This window comes from Burkholderia sp. Bp9015, from assembly GCF_003853505.1.
Lineage (GTDB): Bacteria > Pseudomonadota > Gammaproteobacteria > Burkholderiales > Burkholderiaceae > Burkholderia.
In genome coordinates this window covers 42,774-49,004 of record NZ_QTPZ01000050.1, presented here as the reverse complement: position 1 = coordinate 49,004, position 6,231 = coordinate 42,774, and the positions used below count along the sequence as shown (strand labels likewise).

The 6,231-nt window shown below is 67.6% G+C and carries 4 protein-coding genes; 2 read left to right on the top strand and 2 right to left on the bottom strand.

The features are described 5' to 3' along the window. Positions 1 to 328: 328 nt before the first annotated feature. A complete protein-coding gene (locus DIE12_RS34505; protein ID WP_124487115.1) occupies positions 329 to 2,695 on the top strand; it encodes a DNA polymerase II in 2,367 nt (788 codons plus the stop codon). A gap of 115 nt (positions 2,696 to 2,810) precedes the next feature. Beyond that, positions 2,811 to 3,938, top strand: a complete 1,128-nt coding sequence (locus tag DIE12_RS34500) for a molecular chaperone DnaJ (protein ID WP_124487116.1) — start codon at positions 2,811 to 2,813, stop codon at positions 3,936 to 3,938. 45 nt (positions 3,939 to 3,983) lie between these two features. Here DIE12_RS34500 and DIE12_RS34495 read toward each other — a convergent pair whose 3' ends face one another. Both DIE12_RS34495 and DIE12_RS34490 read right to left on the bottom strand, forming a co-directional pair. Next, positions 3,984 to 4,889, bottom strand: a complete 906-nt coding sequence (locus DIE12_RS34495; RefSeq protein WP_044848816.1) for a LysR family transcriptional regulator — start codon at positions 4,887 to 4,889, stop codon at positions 3,984 to 3,986. Positions 4,890 to 4,968: 79 nt separating this feature from the next. Next, a complete protein-coding gene (locus tag DIE12_RS34490) occupies positions 4,969 to 6,213 on the bottom strand; it encodes an acyl-CoA dehydrogenase family protein (RefSeq protein ID WP_044848815.1) in 1,245 nt (414 codons plus the stop codon). Positions 6,214 to 6,231 lie beyond the last annotated feature (18 nt).

Sequence of the window (6,231 nt, the reverse complement as noted above, 5' to 3'; positions counted from 1 at the left end):
AGCAGCCAATCGCATACGAAACCCCTTTAAACAGTGCCCCGATCGTCGGAACGAGGCGCTTTTCAACAGCCTGCTAGGGCCTGCGCCGCGGCAACGCTGCCGCAGCTGCCGGCCGACGCGCTCGCGCACTCGACAGACGAATGCGTGCCGCCCGAACGTCATCCGGCCTGCGCGCGACGCCGACTGCTTCACGCGGTCGATGCAACGCGCACCACGTGGCGGATCCGGCGCCGCGTCCTGCCACCCGATGCCAGCGGCGCCGCTTCGGCGGGAACCGCGCGAGAAGCGCTAAAATCCGCCGCCTGGGCATCCACGACGAGCAAGTGTCTTGACTGCGTTCGAGCAGGGTTTCATCCTCACCCGCCACTGGCGGGACACCGCGTCCGGCATCGAGATCGAGTTCTGGCTGGCAACCGAACACGGTCCGCGCCGCGTGCGGCTGCGCCCGCAGGAAGCCGTCGCGTTCGTGCCGGCCGAGCAGCGTGCGCTCGCCGAACGCACGCTGGCCGGCGAGCGCGATGCCGAACTGCGCCCGCTCGCGCTGCGCGACTTCCGCCAGCGCGCGGTGGCCGGCCTCTACTGCCGCCGCTACCGCCATTTGTCCGGACTCCAGAAACGCCTCGCCGCGGCCGGCGTCGACGTCTACGAAGCCGACGTGCAGCCGCCCGACCGCTATACGATGGAGCGCTTCATCACGGCGCCCGTGCAGTTTCGCGGCACGGCCGGCCGCGACGGCACGCTGACCGACGGCGAACTGAAGCCCGCGACCGGCTATCGTCCCGCGCTGCGCTGCGTATCGCTCGACATCGAGACGAGCGTCCACGGCGAGCTGTATTCGATCGCGCTCGAAGGCTGCGGGCAGCGGCAGGTCTACATGCTCGGCCCGCCGAACGGCGACGCGCGCGCCGCGGACTTCAAGCTCGACTACTGCGACAGCCGGCCCGACATGCTCGCGCGGCTCAACGACTGGTTCGACGAACACGATCCCGATGCGGTAATCGGCTGGAACCTCGTGCAGTTCGACCTGCGCATCCTGCATGCGCACGCGGAGCAATACGGCGTGCCGCTGAAGCTCGGGCGCGGCGGCAGCGTGCTCGAGTGGCGCGCGCACGGGCAGCAGCCCGACCATTTCTTCGCGGGCGCGGCCGGCCGCCTGATCCTCGACGGCATCGACATGCTGAAATCGGCGACGTGGACGTTCCCGTCGTTCAGCCTCGAATACGTATCGCAGTCGCTGCTCGGCGAAGGCAAGTCGATCGACAATCCGTATCAGCGGATGGACGAGATCCAGCGCCGCTTCGACCACGACAAGCCCGCGCTCGCGCACTACAACCTGAAGGACTGCGAACTCGTCACGCGCATCTTCGACAAGGCCGACCTGCTGTCCTTCGCGCTCGAACGCGCGACCGTCACGGGCCTCGCGGCCGATCGCACCGGCGGCTCGGTCGCCGCGTTCACGCACCTGTACCTGCCGCGCATGCACCGGCTCGGCTACGTCGCACCGAACCTCGGCGACGTGACCGGCCAGAACAGCCCCGGCGGCTTCGTGATGGATTCGCGACCCGGCCTGTACGACTCGGTGCTCGTGTTCGACTACAAGAGCCTTTATCCGTCGATCATCCGCACGTTCCTGATCGATCCGGCCGGGCTGATCGAAGGGCTCGCGCATCCGGGCGACGACACGTCGGTGCCCGGCTTTCTCGGCGCGCGCTTCTCGCGCACCGCGCATTGCCTGCCCGACATCGTGCGGCGCGTGTCGGAAGGCCGCGACGAAGCGAAACGCCAGCGCAACGCGCCGTTGTCGCAGGCGCTGAAGATCATCATGAATTCGTTCTACGGCGTGCTCGGCTCGACGGGCTGCCGGTTCTTCGATCCGCGCCTCGCGTCGTCGATCACGATGCGCGGCCACGAGATCATGCACCGCACGCGCGAGCTGATCGAGGCGCAGGGTTACGAAGTCATCTACGGCGATACCGATTCGACCTTCGTGTGGCTCGGGCGCGAACACGACGACGACGCGGCCGGGGCGAAGGGTCGCGCGCTCGTCGAGCACGTGAACCGCTGGTGGCAGGCGCACCTGCGCGACCGCTTCGGGCTCGAAAGCGCGCTCGAACTGCAGTACGAGCGGCATTACCGGCGCTTCCTGATGCCGACCGTGCGCGGCGCGGAAGAAGGCAGCAAGAAGCGCTATGCGGGCCTCGCGCGCGCGGCGGACGGCGGCGAGGACCTCGTGTTCAAGGGGCTCGAAACGGTGCGCACCGACTGGACGCCGCTCGCGCAGGCATTCCAGCGCGAACTGTACCGGCGGGTGTTCAAGCGCGAGCCGTACCAGGATTTCATTCGCGACTACGTGCGGCGCACGCTCGCCGGCGAATACGATGCGCAACTGATCTATCGCAAGCGCGTGCGCCGGCCGTTGAGCGAATATCAGCGCAACGTGCCGCCGCACGTGCGTGCCGCGCGGATCGCCGACGAATTCAACCAGGCGCGCGGCAGGCCGCTGCAGTATCAGCGCGGCGGCTGGATCAGCTACGTGATGACGACGGCCGGCCCCGAACCGCTCGAAACGATGCGCTCGCCGATCGACTACGCGTTCTACGTGAGCCGCCAGCTGCAGCCGGTCGCCGATGCGATCCTGCCGTTCCTGCGCGACGATTTCGAACGCGTGATTTCCGGGCAGGGGCAATTGTTCTGAGCGCGATGCGCGGCGAGCGCGGCTGCCCGCGCCGACCGTCTCGCCACCGGACCCGGCGATGCCGGCTAAAATACCGGCCTGCCGCGCCTCCCGCCGCGGCCGGAGGACCTTCATCATGACCGCACGTCGCGGTGCCGCGGTCGCCATCGCGCCCGGTCACGAGACAGCCAGCCTGTCCAAAGCCCAGCAAACCTTCAATACGCTCGTCAAGCACATCGAAAAGCGGCGCGAGCGTCTGGGCGCATGGGAAGCCGTCACGCCGGCCTTCCAGAAGAAATTCGTCGACGGGCTGCTGCCGCTCGAACAGGAAGCGACCGCGCTGCGGATCAGGCTGATCCATCTGCTCGACGATGCGTTCCTGCAGAAGGGCCTGAGCAAGGCCGAGCAGCGCATGCTGTCCGACCTGATCGCCGACATGGCGCGCGACTTGCTGAACGTCAGCGACGACGCGGCGCTGAAGATCATTTACAACCGCCATCGCGCATCCGACGACGCCGGCAATGCCGTGGCCGATCCCGAGCCGATGAAGCGGGAGCCGCAGCCGATGCCCGCCACGGAGCCGGCCGACGATCTCGACACGCTGTCACCCGACGAGCTCGCCGAGCGGATGCAGGCCGAACTCGACGCCCAGTTCGAGCGCGACATGGCCGCTCACGCGGCCCGCGAGGCCCAGCGCGCGAAGCGCAAGAAGGCGCCGAAGCAGTCGGCCGCGCAGGCGAAGCGCGAGGCCGAGCAGGCCGAATCGAGCAAGTCGATCCGTGAGATCTATCGCAAGCTGGCCAGCGCGCTGCATCCCGATCGCGAAACCGATCCGCAGGAACAGCAGCGCAAGACCGTGCTGATGCAGCGGGTCAACCACGCGTATGCGAAGGGCAATCTGCTGCAACTGCTGGAACTGCAGCTGGAGATCGAACAGATCGACCGACGCGCGATCGACGGCCTGAGCGAAGCACGGCTCACGCGCTACAACGGCATCCTCGAGGAACAGCTGCGCGAGCTCGATCAGGAGATCCGGCACGTCGAGAACGATTTCCGGCGTACTTACGGCATCGCGTCGTCCGTCAAGATCGCGCCCGATACCGTGATCCGCATGCTCGCGCGCGACATCGCCGCCATGCAGCGCGGCAACCAGGACCTGACCATCGCGCTGCGCGAGTTCGAGGATCCGGACTACGTCAGGGACTGGTTGAAGGACATGAAACGCCGGCCGGTATCGTCGCGCTTCGACGACGATTCGTTTTGAGCGAAGCCGGCGTGGGCCGGCGCGCGGCGCGCACGCGCCGTCACATCACGGCGACTCGCCGATCCCGCCCATCAGCGTCATCAGCTGCTCTCGCAGCCACTGGCTGCCCTGATCCTGATCGGCGCTGCGATGCCAGTAGCAGAAATATTCGAGCCCCGGCATCTCGAACGGCAGTTCGAGAATCCGCGCGGGGTAGCGCTGCAGCAGCCGCAGCGGCGCCGTCAGCGCGAGGTCGCCGCGCATCGCGATCAGCGGCGCGACCATGTAGTGCTGCACGCGCATCTGGATGTTGCGGCGCAGCCCGAGCCGCGTCAGTTCGGCATCGACGTGCCCGCTGCCCTTGCGGCGGCTCGACACGTGGATGTGCCCCATCGACAGGTAGTCGTCCAGGGTCAGCGTGTCGCCCTTGAACGGGTGGTCGTCGCGGATCATGCACGCGTAGCGGTCGCGCACGAGCAGCGCCTGGTGCAGGTGCGGGTCGCCGATCAGCGGCGCGTCGATCGCGATGTCGACGGAGCCGTTCGCGAGCGCGGTCGCCACTTCGCGGCGGTCCATCGTGTAGCTGCGCACGTGCATGCCGGGCGCATGCGTCTGCAGCAGTTCGCCGAGGGCCGGCAGCAGCAGCGCTTCGGTCAGGTCGCTCATGCTCAACCGGAACACGCGCTCGGACGACGCCGGATCGAATACGTCGCCTTCGTGCGCGCTCGAATCGAGCAGCTGCAGCGCTTCGCGCACGCGGCCGACGATGTTCTCGGCCAGCGGCGTCGGCATCATCCCGGCCGGCGTGCTGACGAACAGCGGATCGTTCAGCGTCTTGCGCAGCCGCGCCAGCGCGTTGCTGACGGCCGGCTGCGTGAGGTTCAGCACCTCGGCCGCGCGCGTCAGGTTGCGCTTGTTGTAGATCGCCTCGAATACGACGAACAGGTTCAGATCAATCTTCGAAAGGCGCATCGCCGGATCTCCTTGCCGGCATCTTAATACGGCGTGCGTCTCCCGTTCGCCCACGTCGCTGGCTCGCGCGGTGCGCCGCTCAGCCGCGCGGCGGCCGCGTCAGGTACGGTTCGGTCGAGCCGCGCACGGCGTCCTTGATCTCCATGCGCGCGATCGCCTGCAGGTGCACCTCGTCCGGACCGTCGGCGAAGCGCAGCGCGCGGCCCCAGGTCCACAGGTCGGCGAGCGGCGTGTCGGGGCTCAGGCCCGCCGCGCCGAACACCTGCATCGCGCGGTCGCACACGTTCGTGTAGACGGTCGGCACGAGCGCCTTGATCATCGAGATTTCCTTGCGCGCCGCCTTCGCGCCGACCTTGTCGATCATCCACGCGGCCTTCAGCACCAGGAGGCGCGCCTGGTCGATCTCGATGCGCGAACGCGCGATCCATTCGCCGATCGTGCCGTGCCGGTTCAGCGGCTTGCCGAACGCCTCGCGCGACTGCGCGCGGTCGATCATCAGTTCCAGCGCGAGCTCGGCCGCGCCGATCGAACGCATGCAGTGGTGGATGCGGCCCGGCCCGAGGCGCGCCTGCGCGAGCGCGAAGCCGCTGCCTTCCTCGCCGAGCAGGTTGCGCGCCGGCACGCGCACGTTGTCGAACGTGATCTCGCAGTGCCCTTCGGGCGCGTAGTGATTGACCACCGTGATGTTGCGCACGATCGTCACGCCCGGCGTGTCGCGCGGCACGAGGATCATGCTCTGCTGCTGGTGCGATTCCGCTTCGGGATCGGTCTTGCCCATCACGATGAAGATCTTGCAGTTCGGGTGCGCGGCGTTCGTGATGAACCACTTGCGGCCGTTGATCACGTACTCGTCGCCCACGCGCTCGATGCGTGTCGTGATGTTGGTCGCGTCCGACGATGCGACGTCGGGCTCCGTCATCGCGAACGCCGAACGGATCTCGCCGCGCAAGAGCGGCAGCAGCCACTGTTCGCGCTGCTCGGGCGTCGCGAACATGTGCAGCAATTCCATGTTGCCGGTGTCCGGCGCGTTGCAGTTGAACACCTCCGACGCCCAGCTCACGCGCCCCATGATCTCGGCGAGCGGCGCGTATTCGAGGTTCGTCAGGGCCGTGCCCGGCTCGTCGGCCTTCAGGTGCGGCAGGAACAGGTTCCACAGGCCTTCGGCCTTCGCGCGCTCCTTCAGCGCCTCCATGAACGACACGGGATACTGCCCCGCATGCACTTCTTCGTTCCACTGACGAATGCGCGGCACGATGTGCGCGTCCATGAACGCGCGCACGCGTTCGCGCAGTTCTTCCACTTTCGGGGTGTAGCCAAAGTCCATGATCGACTCCTCGAGATT